Source organism: Brevibacterium moorei, from assembly GCF_024580735.1.
GTDB classification, from domain to species: domain Bacteria; phylum Actinomycetota; class Actinomycetes; order Actinomycetales; family Brevibacteriaceae; genus Brevibacterium; species Brevibacterium moorei.
On the sequence record NZ_JANIJX010000002.1, the window covers coordinates 199338 to 213167 of the forward strand.

General features: G+C 66.9%; 12 protein-coding genes. 5 read left to right on the plus strand and 7 right to left on the minus strand.

Annotated features, from left to right (window positions below):
• Positions 1-40 precede the first annotated feature (40 nt).
• On the plus strand, positions 41-1687 hold the full coding sequence (locus NQ034_RS02790) for an ABC-F family ATP-binding cassette domain-containing protein (RefSeq protein ID WP_257046908.1): 1647 nt from the start codon (positions 41-43) through the stop codon (positions 1685-1687).
• Positions 1688-1715: 28 nt separating this feature from the next.
• Here NQ034_RS02790 and NQ034_RS02795 read toward each other — a convergent pair whose 3' ends face one another.
• The 3 genes from NQ034_RS02795 to NQ034_RS02805 form a co-directional block, all read right to left on the minus strand.
• Positions 1716-2711, minus strand: a complete 996-nt coding sequence (locus NQ034_RS02795) for an SRPBCC family protein (RefSeq protein ID WP_257046909.1) — start codon at positions 2709-2711, stop codon at positions 1716-1718.
• Positions 2708-2953: a hypothetical protein gene (locus tag NQ034_RS02800; RefSeq protein ID WP_257046910.1), complete on the minus strand. Its 246-nt coding sequence runs from the start codon at positions 2951-2953 to the stop codon at positions 2708-2710. Before NQ034_RS02800 ends, NQ034_RS02795 begins: the two co-directional genes overlap by 4 nt.
• Positions 2954-3064: 111 nt before the next feature.
• Positions 3065-3370, minus strand: coding sequence for a DUF6506 family protein (locus NQ034_RS02805; protein ID WP_257046911.1), 306 nt, complete (start codon positions 3368-3370; stop codon positions 3065-3067).
• Between the two features lie 185 nt (positions 3371-3555).
• Here NQ034_RS02805 and pta point away from each other — a divergent pair, with 185 nt between their 5' ends.
• The 3 genes from pta (at position 3556) to NQ034_RS02820 (ending at position 8337) form a co-directional block, all read left to right on the plus strand.
• Complete coding sequence (pta, locus tag NQ034_RS02810) at positions 3556-5700, plus strand: phosphate acetyltransferase (RefSeq protein WP_257046912.1); 2145 nt, start codon at positions 3556-3558, stop codon at positions 5698-5700.
• Entirely contained in the window at positions 5697-6911 is a 1215-nt protein-coding gene (locus NQ034_RS02815) for an acetate/propionate family kinase (RefSeq protein ID WP_257046913.1), read from the plus strand. Before pta ends, NQ034_RS02815 begins: the two co-directional genes overlap by 4 nt.
• A gap of 109 nt (positions 6912-7020) precedes the next feature.
• Positions 7021-8337 (plus strand): MFS transporter, encoded by a 1317-nt coding sequence (locus NQ034_RS02820; RefSeq protein ID WP_257046914.1) that lies wholly within the window; start codon positions 7021-7023, stop codon positions 8335-8337.
• Positions 8338-8362: 25 nt separating this feature from the next.
• Here NQ034_RS02820 and NQ034_RS02825 read toward each other — a convergent pair whose 3' ends face one another.
• The 4 genes from NQ034_RS02825 to NQ034_RS02840 are packed head-to-tail and all read right to left on the minus strand — an operon-like array spanning position 8363 to position 10693.
• The gene (locus NQ034_RS02825) at positions 8363-9337 is read right to left on the minus strand and encodes an Fpg/Nei family DNA glycosylase (protein WP_257046915.1); all 975 of its coding nucleotides are present in this window, start codon (positions 9335-9337) and stop codon (positions 8363-8365) included.
• Entirely contained in the window at positions 9337-9765 is a 429-nt protein-coding gene (locus tag NQ034_RS02830) for an HIT family protein (RefSeq protein ID WP_257046916.1), read from the minus strand. The genes NQ034_RS02825 and NQ034_RS02830 overlap by 1 nt, the downstream gene beginning before the upstream one ends.
• A gap of 12 nt (positions 9766-9777) precedes the next feature.
• Complete coding sequence (locus NQ034_RS02835; RefSeq protein ID WP_257046917.1) at positions 9778-10233, minus strand: redoxin domain-containing protein; 456 nt, start codon at positions 10231-10233, stop codon at positions 9778-9780.
• A gap of 1 nt (position 10234) precedes the next feature.
• Positions 10235-10693, minus strand: a complete 459-nt coding sequence (locus NQ034_RS02840) for a DUF3052 domain-containing protein (RefSeq protein WP_257046918.1) — start codon at positions 10691-10693, stop codon at positions 10235-10237.
• Between the two features lie 280 nt (positions 10694-10973).
• Here NQ034_RS02840 and aceE point away from each other — a divergent pair, with 280 nt between their 5' ends.
• Positions 10974-13736 (plus strand): pyruvate dehydrogenase (acetyl-transferring), homodimeric type, encoded by a 2763-nt coding sequence (gene aceE / locus NQ034_RS02845; RefSeq protein ID WP_257046919.1) that lies wholly within the window; start codon positions 10974-10976, stop codon positions 13734-13736.
• The last annotated feature ends 94 nt before the right edge of the window (positions 13737-13830 follow it).

Consider the following 13830-nt stretch of genomic DNA (forward strand, 5'->3'; position numbering starts at 1 on the left):
GCCTCCGAGCCAGTGGCTGCGCTTGTTCAAAGGATCTACTGTGCCAACCTCATCACTTCACGCCCATGCGCGCTCCAGCGCGCAACTCATTGCCACCGACGTCTCCGTCATACGCGGTGCAACGCCAATCCTCAACCATGTCGATCTGAACCTCTCGCCGACGTCGCGCGTGGCGATGGTCGGCGAGAACGGCAGGGGCAAGTCCACGCTGCTCCACGTGCTCGCCGGTGATCTCGCCCCCGATGCCGGCACGGTTGACCGGATCGGCACGATCGCCGTGGCCGAACAGGAGTTCGACGCCACGGATGGCCGCACTGTGGGCCAGGTAGTCGCGGAGGCGATCGCAGAATCCCTGGCGGCACTCGCCGAGCTCGACGCGGCAAGCGGCGCCCTGGCCGGCGGAGCCGAGACAGCAGTCCAGAGATACACCGCCGCTTTGGAGCGCGCCGAGGCGCTCGACGCCTGGGATGCCGAACGTCGCGTCCGGATCGCCCTCGATGCACTCCAGGCCGATTCCGATATGGCCAGGCCCCTGGCCGAACTGTCCGTCGGACAACGGTATCGTGTCCGGCTGGCCTGCCTGCTGGGCACCGAGACCGACTTCCTCCTGCTCGACGAACCGACGAACCACCTGGACCGCGGCGGTCTCGAATTCCTGACGGCCCAGCTGCGCTCCAGGTCCGGCGGCGTTGCCGTCGTCACCCACGACCGGGCGCTACTTGCCGACTTCGCCGAGACCGTCGTCGACCTCGATCCGACTCCGGACGGCCGTCCCGCGATCTACGGCAGTGGATATGAGGGCTACCGGACGGGGCGCATCGCCCTGCGGGAACGGTGGGAGCAGGAGTATGAGCGCCAACGAGCCGAACGAGGCCGCCTGCAGGACAGCCTCAGTTCCGCGCAAAATCGCCTGGTCTCCGGTTGGCGGCCGGACAAGGGCACGAACAAGCACGGCCGCGCCACACGGGCCGGCGGTCTGGTCCAGAGCGTCCACCGTCGCCAGGCAGCACTCGAGGCGCACGCCATTACGGTTCCGCAGCCGCCCCAGGTGTTCCACTTCCCCGAACTGCACGTACGCGCCGGAGCATCGCTCTTGACCGTCGACCAGGTCGGCGTCTCCGGCCGACTGGCCGGACCGGTGTCCTTCTCGCTCTCACAGCACGGCAGGCTCGCAGTGCTCGGCCCCAACGGTGCGGGCAAATCGACCCTGCTCCGAGTCTGTGCCGGTGACCTGGCCCCCGATACCGGTTCGGCCCGGTTATCCGGCGGCACACGGCTGGGCTTCCTGCACCAGGAATCGGCGCTGCCCGGCCAGCTGCGCGCAAGCGAGCTCTACGCCTCGCGCCTCGCTGCGCTCCTAGCGGATGGGGTTCTGCCGCAGGCCGAGGCGATCGGCCTGTCGCAGCTGGGCCTGTTGAAGCCCGGCGAGTCGGGCAAACGGGTGGCAGAGCTCTCGATGGGGCAGCAGCGGCGCCTCGAATTGGCCCTGGTGCTGGCGCGTCGGCCGCACGTGCTGTTGTTGGACGAGCCGAGCAACCATCTCTCCATCGCACTCGTCGATGAACTCACCGAGGCCCTGGGGGCGACTGGTGCCGCCGTGGTCATGTCGACCCATGACCGGCAGCTGCGCCGGGACATATCCGATTGGCCCAGCATCGAGGTGGCGACCCCTGCTGCTCTCAGATAGCCGGCACTCTCGATGAGCCCGAGGCCGGTCACCGGAACACCCGGCTGATCGCCGCCGCCAACTGGCTCAGCTGCAGCCAGATGGCGAAGTGATGCACCGGTCGCAGCACCCGGCCCGCTGCAGCCCGGAGGACGTTTCGCCGGCGACCCTTGTGCACCCACGCGGTGGTGATGTGCAGGTGACTGCCGCCGGCGGCCGGCTCCAATTCGATCCGGATCACGCGGGCGTTGGCCTTCGGGGCATCGGGCCAGGTGAAGCGCCATTCGCCCAGCAGCCCCTCCTGCCAGTCGGTTGTCTCCACTCGCGCGGATCGATGCTGCGCTTTCACCCGGGAGGGTCTGCCGTCGGGGTGTTCGGTCACGGCGTGTGCCGTCCACGTCGAACCGACACTCACCACGGCGGGCGGAGCCTCGATCCATCCGGTGCCTGGCTCCCATTCCGGCATTCGCGCAGGGTCGGCCAGCAGCTCCCATACCCGGTCGATGGGGGCTGGCACGAAGCACTCCCGTGTCCCCGACAGGCTATCCGCCTCGGTTCCACCCACAGCGTCGTGGGCATGGCGTTCGGCCTCGTCGAGTCGGGCGATCACGGTTGCGGGCGTCGTGCCCAGGCGCCCGAGCACGGCTTCGATCAATCCGCTGGGTTCGACGACCAGTTCACGCAGAATCGCTGCCGCATCGCCCCGCTTCCCATCCCGAGCCGAGTTCTTGATGATTTCCAAAGCCCGGGGGTGCCAATCCACTGCTCCGGTTTCATGGAAGGTGATCCTGCCGGGCTGTGGGGACTCGGTCCGGATCCCGAGTGAGTTCAGCTGTTCCTCGTGCTGCCGCTCTATGGCGTCGCGAGCGGTTTCCAGGGTGATGCCGAGGCTCCGTAGGAGTTGGCCGGCACGCTGTTCACTGAGGACGAGGGCGAGGAACAGGTCGTCGATCCCCGCAGTCCGCTCTTTGCGGCGGGACGCTTCCTCCATGGCCGTGATGGACAGAGTGTGACTGGTTGCGGTTTGGACGCTGAGCTTGTTCATCGGGTCCTCCTGGGGACGGGAATCGACGGGTCGATTCGCTTCGCATACTTCTTGTGCACCGCTTGGCGTGAGACTCCGAGCGCGCCGGCGATGTCCTGCCAACTCATCCCGGCCCACAGTCCTGCTTCAACCTGCGCCAGTTCCAGGCGCTCTGTGAGCGCACGCAGGGAGGAGATGGCTCTGAGCCCCGCTCGGGGATCCCGTGTGTCGGCAGCCGTTTCGGCTATCTGTGTTGACTCCATGCAGTCAACCTATGTTGCTACCGGTCAGTTGTCAACCATTGTTGCCAACGGAGATGATCAGCCCCTTCTCCCGCGTCCCGATGCAGCCCACCGTGCAGGCAGTCCCCGACCTCACCCGAACAGCTGGTCGCCGCTCTTGTACTCCAGCCCGGGGTGGTTCTCGAAGCGGACCACGCCGACGGCCACGGTATCCGGCACCGCGGCCTTGATCCGCGCGGTCCCCTCGATCCCGAAGCCCCCGCACAATTCGATCGCGCCGACCCCGGCGGCCGCCAGCTCCCGGGCCGCGGCCTCGGAATCGGCGTAGTCCGCAGCACCGACGACCGTCAGGTCGACCCCCGGTGTCTCGACGGTCTGCCTGTCGGTGTGCCAATCGGCACCCGGTGCCAGGAAGATGAATGCCGCTTTGAGTTTCATCACTACTCTCCTTCGATGTCGCCGACTTCACTGTCGGTCGCTCCCGGTGGGCCCGCAAGGGCTCACCAACCGCCAGTGTGGCCCTTTTCCCCTGTGATGACCAGCTATCCCAGCCTGCGAGCGCCCGGCGATCATATTCGGACTCCGCACTATCTTCGGCGCCCGATCCGTGTTTAGGCTGAGGCATGTCCGCAAGCGTATACATCGCATCAGCAGAAGGTCGCTCCGGGAAGTCCACGGTCGCACTCGGAGTACTCGACGTCATCGGCCGCACCAGCCCACGGGTCGGGGTGTTCCGGCCGGTCACCCGCACCCGGGATTCCCGCGACTACGTCCTCGACATGCTCCTGGAGCACACCACCGCCGACCTGGACTACGAGACGTGCATCGGCACCACCTATGAACAGCTGCACGCGGATCCCGACGCCGCTCTGGCGCTCATCGTCGAGCGCTTCAAGGCCGTCGAGGCCCAGTGCGAATTCGTCGTCGTGCTCGGCAGCGACTACACCGATGTGTCCACCCCGGCCGAGCTGGCGGACAACGCGCGGATCGCTGCGAACCTGGGCGCCCCGGTCCTGCTGGTACTCGGCGGGCGCGCCCCACAGGGTGAGAACGTGCGTTTGGGCGGCGGCACCGCCCGCACCCCGGCCGAACTCGCGCAGGTGGCCACCGTGGCTTTCTCCGAACTCGGCCAGGAACGGGCTGAACTGTTCGCGATCGCCGTCAACCGGGCGGACCCGGACGCTTTGGAGGCTACCTCCGAAGCCGTGCGCGAGGCCGCGGCCCGCGCCGTTCCGCCGGTCGGCGGTACGGATGCCGCGCTGCCGGTGTGGGCCCTGCCCGAGGACCCGGTTCTGGTGGCGCCGTCGGTGGCCGATGTACGCGACTGCCTGGGCGCTGAGTTCGTCGGTGGGGATCCCGCCTTGCTCGAGCGCGAGGTGATGGGAGTCGTGATGGCGGGCATGTCGATGGACAATGTACTGCCCCGCCTGCACGACGGCTCCCTGGTGATCGTCGCCGCCGACCGCACCGAGGTGCTGCTCTCGTGTCTGTTGGCCCATGCATCGGCCACATTCCCATCCCTGGCCGGCATCGTACTCAACGGCCCCTTCGACCTGCCAGAGGCCGTCGACCGGCTCGTCGCGGGTCTGGGCTCGCCGCTGCCCGTCCTGACCACCCCCGGCGGCACCTTCGACACCGCGGCGCGCGTGATGCGCACGCAGAGCAGACAGGCTGCGGCTTCGCCGACACGCTACGATGCGGCATTGAATTTGTTCCGGCGCCACATCGACGCGGGGGTGCTGGCCAAGAGCCTGGGCCTGGCGCGCTCGCAGGTCGTCACCCCGCTGATGTTCGAGTACGGCCTGGCGCAGCGGGCGGGCAATGACCGCAAGCGGATCGTCCTGCCAGAGGGCGATGACGACCGAGTCCTGCGGGCGGCGGCGCGCGTGCTGGGTCGCGGCATCGCGGACCTGACGATCCTGGGCGACGAGGCGAAGGTGCGCGCCAGGGCAGCGGAGCTGGGCTGCGATTTGGACGCCGCCACGGTCATCAGTCCCTTCGATCCCGGATATGTCGACCGCTTCGCCCAGGTCTACACGAGGCTGCGGGCCCACAAGGGCATGACGTACGACCGGGCGGCAGATACCGTGACCGACGTGTCGTACTTCGGCACCCTGCTCGTCCACGAGGGTCTGGCCGATGGCATGGTCTCCGGAGCCGCGCACACCACGGCGCATACAATCAGGCCGGCGTTCGAGATCATCAAGACGCGCCCCGACGCACAGGTCGTGTCCTCGGTCTTCCTCATGGCACTGGCCGACCGGGTTTTGGTCTACGGCGACTGCGCGGTCATACCGGATCCCGATGCCGGGCAACTGGCCGATATCGCGATCTCCTCGGCCACCACAGCCGCTGGATTCGACATCGAGCCGCGGGTGGCGATGCTGTCGTACTCCACGGGCGATTCCGGATCCGGTGCGGATGTCGACAAGGTCCGCGAGGCGACCCGACTGGTCCACCAGCGTCGCCCGGATCTGGCAGTCGAGGGTCCGATCCAGTACGACGCCGCGACCGATGCTGCGGTCGCCGGCAAGAAGCTGCCGGGTTCGCAGGTGGCGGGCCGGGCGACGGTGTTCGTCTTCCCGGACCTCAACACCGGAAACAACACGTACAAGGCGGTCCAACGGTCCGCCGGCGCACTGGCGATCGGGCCGGTGCTCCAGGGCTTGAACAAGCCGATCAACGATCTGTCCCGTGGCGCGCTGGTCGACGATATCGTCAATACGATCGCGATCACCGCGATCCAGGCACAGGGTGGTAGGTCATGAGCGTCGTGCTCGTCATGAACAGCGGTTCCTCTTCGTTCAAGTACCGGCTGATGGCCGTCGAAGCGGAGATCCCGCTGGCCTCCGGGGTGGTCGAGCGGATCGGCGAGGACATGGGCCGGGCCAGGCACACCGTGCACCACTGGCCGCACGCAGAGGGCGGTGACAGCGTGTTCACCCAGGACCTGCCGATCCCGGACCATGCCGCCGGCTGCCGGGTGATGCTCGACGCCTTCGCCCAGTACGGGCCCTCCCTGTACGAGCACCCGCCGGTCGCCGTGGGTCACCGGGTGGTCCACGGCGGCGCCCGGTTCTTCGCGCCTACGGTCATCACCTCGCTGGTGGAGATCAACATCGACGAGCTCTCCCTGCTGGCCCCGCTGCACAATCCGGGTGCTGTGGCCGGCATCCACGCCGCCGAGGTCGCCTTCCCCCGGGTGCCGCATGTGGCGGTGTTCGACACGGCCTTCCATCAGACGATCGAGCCGGCGGCCTACACCTACGCGATCGATAAGAAGGTGGCCACGTCGAACCGTATCCGCAAGTACGGCTTCCACGGCACCAGTGTGAAGTTCGTCTCCGAACGCGCGGCCCAGTTCCTGGGCAGGCAGCCGGAGGAACTCAAACAGATCGTGTTCCACCTGGGCAATGGGGCGTCTGCCACTGCCGTGTCCGGTGGCAAATCCGTCGACACGTCCATGGGCTTCACCCCCTTGGAGGGCCTGGTGATGGGCACCCGGTCCGGCGATATCGATCCGGCCGCGCTGTTCCACCTGGCCCGGCGCGCCGATATGTCCACCGGTGACCTTGACACGCTGCTCAACAAGCGCTCGGGCCTCCTCGGCCTGACCGGGGCATCCGATATGCGCGACGTCCTCGAACGCAGGGAGGCAGGCGATCAGGATGCCGCACTGGCCTACGACGTCTACGTCCACCGGCTGCGCGCCTATGCGGGCTCGTATCTGGCACAGCTCGGCGGGGCCGACGTCATCGTGTTCACAGCCGGGGTCGGCGAACACTCCCCCGCGGTCCGGGCGGATGCCTTGTCAACGCTGGGCTTCGCCGGCATCCACATCGATCCCGTGCGCAATGCCCAAGCCGGCTCCGGCATCAGTGTGATATCCCCGGACGATTCGCCGGTCACGGTGTTGGTGGTGCCGACGAACGAGGAGTTGGAAATCGCCCGGCAGACCCTGGAGGCCGCGAACGCGTGAAACACATGTCTGAAGTGATTCTTGCACTCTGAGACGACGCGCGTCGGGGCGGGCGGCGGGCGGATAATATTCCGGTTAACTCCCCGGAATCGAAAGTGACCGTTCTCCTATGACCGCTCCAGCGGCGGCGTCCCCGGCGCCCGCCAATCAGACATCCCCCAAGGATATGCGCAAGATCTCCACCGCCAGCGCCTTCGGCACCGGCATCGAGCTCTACGACTTCCTGATCTTCGGCCTGGCCGCGGGCCTTATCTTCCCCAAGCTGTTCTTCCCCGGCTCCGATCCGCTGATGGGCACGCTGCAGTCCTTCATGGCCTTCGGCGCGGGCTTCCTGTCCCGGCCCCTGGGCGGAATCGTCTTCGGCCACTTCGGTGATCGGGTCTCGCGCAAGACCATGCTGGTCATATGCCTGGTCGCCACCGGCACCTGCACGGTCCTCATCGGGTGCCTGCCCACTTACGGCACGGTCGGTGCGCTGGCGCCCGTCCTGCTGGTGTCCCTGCGCATCCTCCAGGGCTTCTTCATGGGCGGCGAACAGTCCGGCGCCTTCATCATGGTCACCGAACACGCCCCGCGCGGCCGCAAGGCCTTCTTCGGCGCCTTCGTCACAGCCGGCTCCCCCATCGGCACCCTGCTGGGCATCGGCGTATTCCAGCTCACGGCCCTGTTCACCGGCGACGCCTTCGCCACCTGGGGCTGGCGCATCCCATTCATCGCCTCGGCCATCCTCATCATCATCGGCATCTACGTGCGCGTGGGCATCGACGAATCCCCGTCCTTCAAGAAGATCTCCAAGGCCGGTGCCGTCGCCAAACTGCCCCTGGCCGGCGTCATCGCACACGCCTGGCCGTTCCTCATCGCCGGCGTCCTGGTGAACCTGGGCTTCAACCAGTTCATGTTCATCATCAACTCCTTCACCACGTCGTACGCCGTCAAGCAGATCGGGTTCAGCCAGACCGACACGCTGATCTCCGGACTGGTCGGCGGCTTGGGGATGCTGATCGCGGTCTTCGTCGCCGGCTGGGCCGCCGACCGCTTCGGCCTGATCAAGGTCATGATGTGCGGGGCCCTGTTCCAGCTGGTGTGGGCCTACCCGTACTTCCTGCTGATCGACTCGGGTTCCGTGGTCGGCCTCTACCTCGCCGTGGTCGTCGGTTACATCGGACTGAGCTTCGTCTTCGGTCCCATGGCCGCGTTCTACGTCAGCCTGTTCGACCCGGCGCACCGGTATTCCGGGGTCGCAGTGTCCTACAACCTGGGAGCCGTACTCGGCGGGGGCCTCTCCCCCTCGATCGCCCAGGCGCTGCTGGCCTCCGGCGCCGGCTCGGCGGGCATCTCGGCCTATGTCGCACTGGGCGGGGTACTCTCGGCCATCGGCCTGTTCATCGGCATGAAGCAGGTCCAGCGGGCCAAAGCCGCCTGGTGATGCCCGCGGCGCCCCGGCTGCAGGCTCAGGCGAGTTGGCAGCCGGGGCACCAGTACAGTTTGCGCCCGGCCACGACTTCCAGGGCCACGGGGGTGTGGCACCTGTAGCACGGCTGCCCGGCCCGACCGTAGACCGCGTGTCGGCCCTCGACCGTTTCGAGGGCCAGTTGCTTCGCCGCACCGCGCAGTCGGGTACGGGTGACGATCACCCCGGTCTCCACGCCGATCGGCAACAGTCGGCACCAATCGTCCCACAGGGCCCGCAGCACCTCGACGGGCAGGGCATTCGCCGCCGTATGGGGGTTCACCCGGGCCCGGAACAGCAGCTCGGCCCGGTAGATATTGCCGATTCCCGCAACCACCGCCTGGTCCATCAGCACTGTGCCGATCGGCGTGCGCTTGCGCTGGGCCACGGAGATGAACCGGCGGCCCCCGGCGGCCCGGCCGTCGACCAGCGGATCGGGACCCAGTTTCCGCAAACGGGCCGTCAGTTCCCCTGGCTCCAAGACCTCGCAGGCGGTGGGCCCGCGCAGATCGGCGCAGGCGTCGGCTGTCAGCAGGCGGGCACGCACCGCGCCGACGGGTTCCGGGGGCCAGACGGGCCCGCCGACGGTTTCGGCCGCGGTTTCATCCGGGCGGGGCAACTCGTTCTCACCGGCCCGCAGCCGGGTCACCCGGCCAGCGCGCAATTTCCTGGGCGCGCCCATGCTGCGCTGGGCCAGCGAGTACTCGCCCGTCTGCCCCGCGCGCTCCCCCTGCCCGGTCAGCCGGGCGAAATCCCAGGCCCCGTAGAGCCCCAGGTGGACCCGCAGGCACAGCTCGCCGGAGAAGGACAGGAAGAGCTGCTTGCCCACCGCGTAGGACTCCTCTATCGTCCGGCCGTCGAGGAGCGCGGCGCCGGCTGCGAACCGGCCCTGGGGCGAGGACACCGCGACCCGCCTGCCGACCATCAGGTCGGCGAAGCGGGCCGCGATTCTGTGGACCGAATGTCCCTCGGGCATCAGGCCGTGGCGCCGGGGCCGGTCGCGGCCTGCTCGCCCAGCTGTGCGCGGATCTTGGCCGCCGCCGCCTCCAGGGTCTCCGGCGAGGCGACCGAGCCGCGCTCGAGCACATGGAAGTCCTTCAGCGAGTTCGTCGGCCACACATGGATGTGGACGTGGGGCACCTCGTAGCCCTGCACCATGACGCCCACCCGCTGGCAGCCGAAGGCGGCCTGCTGGGCCTGTCCGATCAGCTGCGCCACCGTAAACAGGTGTGCGTTGAGTTCGGTGGGCAGATCGAGCCAGTGGTCGATCTCCTGGCGCGGGACGACCATCGTGTGGCCGGCGGTCAGTGGCTGAATGTCCAGGAACGCGACGCACAGGTCGTCCTGGTAGACGAAAGTGCCGGGGATTTCACCGGAGATGATCTTGGAGAAGATGCTGGGCATGGTGTGGCCTCCTCAGTGCAACCATGAAGCGAGGTCGCGGACCCGGTCCACAGGGCCGGTCTCCGCGCGTTGGATGATTCCGTGGGTGTCGATGAGGAAAGTACCACGTCGGGCGGCACCACGCTGTTCGTCGAACACCCCATAGGTCTGTGCGGCCGCACCGTGCGGCCAGAAATCGCTGAGCAACTCGATGCCGATCCCTGCCTCCCGGCTCCAGGCCGCCAGGGTGTACTTCGAGTCGACGCTGATGCCCACTGCACGGATTCCGCCGCCTGGTTCCCCGGTCCGGGCCAGATCCGTCAGCAGTGACATCTCCCGGCCGCACACAGGAGAGAATGCGAACGGGTAGAACACCAAGAGGACTGCCGACTCCCGGCTGGCCTCGGAGAGCACGAAGGTCGAGCCGTACTGGTCCGGCAGAATCAGTTCCGGCGCCGGAACGCCGGGGACCGGAGCCGCGCCGTTCATCTCAGCCGTTGCTCTTCTTGGCGACCAAACGCACGCCCGACCAGTCCGGGCCGACGCTGACGGTGGTCGTCACGTGCATGCCGGCGGTGGGCGCCGCATCGTTGATCTCAACCGGGCTGATGTGTCCGGGTCGCCCGGCCTTGGGGGTGAGCAGATAGACCGTGCCGGTCTCGGAGAGCATGGTCTGAGCGTCGACCAAGCCGTCGACCAGATCTTCGTCGTCCGAACGCCACCACATCACCACGGCGTCGAAAACGTCCTCGACGTCGTCGGCGGCCATGTCCTCGCCCGTGATCTGTGCGATGGCATCGCGCAGCGCGAAGTCGACATCGTCGTCGTAGCCCAATTCCTGAATGTACTGTCCCGCGCTCAGCCCCAGTGGATTGTTCGCCCCCGGGTCGGTGGCTGCGGTTGGTGCGGAATCCTTATTGCTCGTCCTACTAGAGGAAGTCGTTGCCATACTCCTTAATTTTTCATGTGAAGCGGCATTCGGGCAAATGCCCGGCCAGAAACGTGCCCGTCCGTCCCACCATGGGAGACACCGACCAGCGCCGGTGATCGGTTCCACAACCCGATCAGGGCTCTGACAGGGCACAATGCGCCCGGCCACGACATATCGGGACCCTGACTGTCATAAACTAGTGACGGTAAAAGTCTAAACTCCATACCTTTCGAACGACCGTTCAACTGGCATGGGCAGACAACGTTTCCGACCAAATCCCAAGCGGAAGGAATGCGCCTTGGACAACAAGAGCAACGGTCCGATCCTCAACGGCCTACCGGCCCAGGTACCGGACATCGATCCGGAGGAGACGCGCGAGTGGCTCGACTCCCTCGATGGAGTCGTCAAGGACGCGGGCCCCGAGCGCGCCCGCTACATCATGCTCAGCCTCATCGAGCGGGCCCGCGAGAAGAACGTGGGCGTGCCGAACCTGGTCACCACCGACTACATCAACACGATCGCCCCGGAGAACGAACCGTGGTTCCCCGGTGATGAACAGGTCGAACGCCGCTACCGCAGCTGGAACCGCTGGAACGCCGCAATGCTCGTCCACCGTGCACAGCGTCCCGGCATCGAGGTCGGCGGTCACATCTCGACCTACGCCTCTGCCGCGACACTCTACGAGGTCGGCCTGAACCACTTCTTCCGCGGCAAGGACCACCCCGGCGGCGGCGATCACATCTTCTTCCAGGGCCACGCCTCCCCCGGGATGTACGCCCGGTCCCTCCTCGAGGGCCGGATGAGCGAAGACCAGCTCGACGGTTTCCGCCAGCAGGTCTCCCACCGCATCGACGGCAAGCCCTTCGGCATGCCCTCGTATCCGCACCCGCGCCAGCTGCCGAACTTCTGGGAGCACCCCACCGTGTCCATGGGCCTGGGGCCGATGAATGCGATCGCGCAGGCCCAGTTCGACCGCTACCTGATGGGCCGCGGCATCAAGGACACCTCGCAACAGCACACCTGGGCCTTCCTGGGCGATGGCGAAATGGACGAGCCCGAGAGCCGCGGCATGCTCCAGACCGCGGCATACGAGGGCCTGGACAACCTGACCTTCGTCATCAACTGCAATCTGCAGCGCCTGGACGGCCCGGTGCGCGGCAACGGCAAGATCATCCAGGAGCTGGAAGCACAGTTCCACGGTGCCGGTTGGAACGTCATCAAGGTGATCTGGGGCCGCGAATGGGATGACCTGCTGGCCCGCGACCGTGACGGCGCACTGGTCAACCTGATGAACCAGACCCCCGACGGCGATTACCAGACGTACAAGGGTGAGTCCGGTGGTTTCGTGCGCGATAACTTCTTCGGCCGCGATCCCCGGACCAAGGCCATGGTCGAGGAGTACACCGACGCCCAGATCTGGGGCCTCAAACGCGGTGGCCATGACTACCGCAAGGTCTACGCGGCCTACAAGGCGGCGATGGAGCACAAGGGACAGCCGACCGTCATCCTGGTCAAGACCGTCAAGGGTTACTCACTGGGACCGCACTTCGAGGCCCGCAACGCGACGCACCAGATGAAGAAGCTCACGATCGAGGATCTGAAGCTGGCCCGTGACCACTTCAACATCCCGATCAGCGACAAGCAGCTCGAGGAGAACCCGAAGAAGCCGCCGTACTACAACCCCGGCCCCGACGCCCCGGAGGTCCAGTACCTGCGCGAACGCCGCCGCGAGCTGGGCGGTTTCGTCCCCGAGCGCCGCTCGAAGTACACGCAGATCAAGCTGCCCGATGACAAGGACTTCAAGGTCGGCTACAAGGGCTCGGGCAAGCAGAAGATCGCCACGACCATGGGCTTTGTGCGCGTGCTCAAGGATCTGATGCGCGACAAGGAGTTCGGCAAGCGCATCGTCCCGATCATTCCCGACGAGGCCCGCACATTCGGCATGGACTCGTTCTTCCCGACGGCCAAGATCTACAACCCGCACGGACAGAACTACATCTCCGTCGACCGCGATCTGTTCCTGGCCTACAAGGAGGCCACGGACGGCCAGTTGCTGCACATGGGCATCAACGAATCCGGCTCCACCGCCGCATTCACGGCAGCCGGCACCAGCTATGCCACGCACGGCGAGCCGATGATCCCGTTCTACATCTTCTATTCGATGTTCGGGTTCCAGCGCTCCGGCGATGGATTCTGGGCCGCCGGCGACCAGATGGCGCGCGGTTTCATCCTGGGAGCCACCGCCGGCCGCACGACGTTGGTCGGCGAGGGCCTGCAGCACGGCGATGGTCACTCGCACATCCTGTCCTCGACCTTCCCGTCGATCGTGTCCTACGATCCGGCCTATGTCTACGAAATCGCCCACATCGTGCGCGACGGTCTGCACCGTATGTACGACCCGGCCGATTCCCGCGACCCGAACGTCAGCTACTACATCACGATGTACAACGAGCCGATGGTTCAGCCGCCCGAGCCGGAGGGCCTGGACGTCGACGGCCTGCTCAAGGGCCTGTACAAGCTCAAGGACGGACCTGCGATCTCCGGAGCGCCCAAGGCCCAGCTGATGGCCTCCGGCGTTGGTGTGCCGTGGATCCTGCAGGCCCAGCAGATGCTGGCAGAGGATTGGGGTGTCAGCGCCGACGTCTGGTCGGTCACCAGCTGGCAGGAACTGCGTCGTGACGGCCTGACCTGCGACGACGAGCGGCTGCTCCATCCGGAGGCCGAGCCGCGCGTGCCCTTCGTCGCCCAGCAGCTGGCCGGCGCCGACGGCCCCGTCATCGCCACAAGTGATTTCTCCCGTGGCGTGCCGGATATGATCCGGCAGTACGTGCCGAATCACTTCGTGTCGCTGGGCGCCGACGACTATGCGATCTCGGATACCCGTCCGGCCGCACGCCGTCACTACCTCATCGATGCCGCCTCTGTCGTCGTGCAGACGCTCATCAGCCTGGCCGATCTCGGACTGGTCGACTCGGCCCTGGCCGCCCAGGCGACCAAGAAGTACAAGCTCGACGATCCGACGGCCGGTGACTCGGGCTCGACCGAGGGTTCCGCGGCCTGACCGGGTCCCGCACCCCTCCCTGCCGCGCCCCGATTCGCGCGGCTTGACGACGGGGGCGGCGGTCCCGGCGGATCCACAGTGATCCGCCGGGACC

Bases quoted from the DNA above. Each gene is read 5' to 3' on its own strand.
- NQ034_RS02795 (WP_257046909.1), bottom strand. From the start codon at position 2,711: ATGAACAAGCTCAGCGTCCAAACCGCAACCAGTCACACTCTGTCCATC.
- NQ034_RS02800 (WP_257046910.1), bottom strand. From the start codon at position 2,953: ATGGAGTCAACACAGATAGCCGAAACGGCTGCCGACACACGGGATCCC.
- NQ034_RS02805 (WP_257046911.1), bottom strand. From the start codon at position 3,370: ATGAAACTCAAAGCGGCATTCATCTTCCTGGCACCGGGTGCCGATTGG.
- pta (WP_257046912.1), top strand. From the start codon at position 3,556: ATGTCCGCAAGCGTATACATCGCATCAGCAGAAGGTCGCTCCGGGAAG.
- NQ034_RS02815 (WP_257046913.1), top strand. From the start codon at position 5,697: ATGAGCGTCGTGCTCGTCATGAACAGCGGTTCCTCTTCGTTCAAGTAC.
- NQ034_RS02820 (WP_257046914.1), top strand. From the start codon at position 7,021: ATGACCGCTCCAGCGGCGGCGTCCCCGGCGCCCGCCAATCAGACATCC.
- NQ034_RS02825 (WP_257046915.1), bottom strand. From the start codon at position 9,337: ATGCCCGAGGGACATTCGGTCCACAGAATCGCGGCCCGCTTCGCCGAC.
- NQ034_RS02830 (WP_257046916.1), bottom strand. From the start codon at position 9,765: ATGCCCAGCATCTTCTCCAAGATCATCTCCGGTGAAATCCCCGGCACT.
- NQ034_RS02835 (WP_257046917.1), bottom strand. From the start codon at position 10,233: ATGAACGGCGCGGCTCCGGTCCCCGGCGTTCCGGCGCCGGAACTGATT.
- NQ034_RS02840 (WP_257046918.1), bottom strand. From the start codon at position 10,693: ATGGCAACGACTTCCTCTAGTAGGACGAGCAATAAGGATTCCGCACCA.